General features: G+C 42.6%; 2 protein-coding genes. Both read right to left on the reverse strand.

Going from position 1 to position 1,237, the window contains the following annotated elements; translation table 11 throughout:
• Positions 1-231: PilX N-terminal domain-containing pilus assembly protein (locus A3735_RS01975; RefSeq protein ID WP_231882342.1), on the reverse strand; the 231-nt coding region annotated here is incomplete at its 3' end.
• Between the two features lie 26 nt (positions 232-257).
• Positions 258-1,237 (reverse strand): PilW family protein (locus tag A3735_RS01980; protein ID WP_231882344.1); only part of this gene is annotated, 980 nt, incomplete at its 5' end.

The raw sequence follows: 1,237 nt of genomic DNA on the forward strand, positions 1-1,237 counted from the left end.
GTCTTTGTCTATGATGACTTTATTGATCAGTCCACTTACGGCATTTTCTGCTGCTTGAAAAGTCGCGTTGTTGTTTTGTGCATTTGATGCCATTTTTTCCTGCATTATGGAAGAGCTCATTGACGCAACGCCTATAAGGGTCATCAGTAATAAAATAATTAAACTCACAACAAGTACTGCGCCTTTTTGGCGTGCTAAATTAAGAGAGCTTTGATGTTGTAAGGTCTTCATTCTATATACACCTTTTATACGTTTATTTATCGATTTCGTAACTGAATTGTTTGGCTGAACTCACGGCGTAAACGTCTATCTGGCTCATAAGTTACTGTTGAACCGAACTTGCCCTCGGGTTGGATTTCTTCACCGGGCAAAATATAGGTGGCGTCGTCATTATTCGTGAGCACCTCACGGGAACCGCTAACCAGTAGACCTAGCTGAATGCTTTTTACATATTTCATGTCTGTAACATTGTCTGCGGTAACATAACGAAGGCCGCTAATCACTTCACCGTCTGCGGTAACATGCTGAGGGTCGCTATTTAGTTCACCATATAAGATTTGCATGCTGTCGATACCTTCTATTAGCTCTTCAACATCAAACTCAGGGTTTGCCTTGTTTACCATTTTGTCTTTCGCTCGGAATAGGGCATTTATAGGTACGCCGGTTTCAGTTGTTCTGCCTGTGTTTGCCACGAAGTATATGGTTGATTCAAAACCCCTTACTCGAGCATTACGTGTATAAGGACCTATAAAGATGTCATCTGAATTTGTGATAAGACCATGTGATAGGGTAATAGTGGCTGTCGCTTCCGGGTCTTCTGAAATTCGAAACATATCAGCATTGTTGCAGTTAGCAATTACCGCGATATCAAACTGCTCAAACTCCATTTCATTATCGACGAGCACAACATCTTCATCACTCGTTACCATGTCTGCAGAGAGCTCGGCACTGTCAGTAGTTAGTCGCTGAACAACTAATATGTCGCTACCGATCAAAGCTTCTTTAGTAAAGTCTTCATCTTTGAAATAGTCACCGCGGCTGACACCAGTGACAGGGTCGATGTTTGCATCTTGTGCCCATGCTACAGAAGGGACTTCGAAGCCTGAAAGTGCGGTACTAAAAAAATCTGAGGTTGGGGGGTTATGGGCTCTGATCTTGATATATGCTTCTTCAGGGTCTGGGTTCATACAGCCTTGATAGCCTGCCATTCGAATATCTTGAGCAAGAAAGTTAAGTG

The organism is Oleiphilus sp. HI0061 (assembly GCF_001635675.1).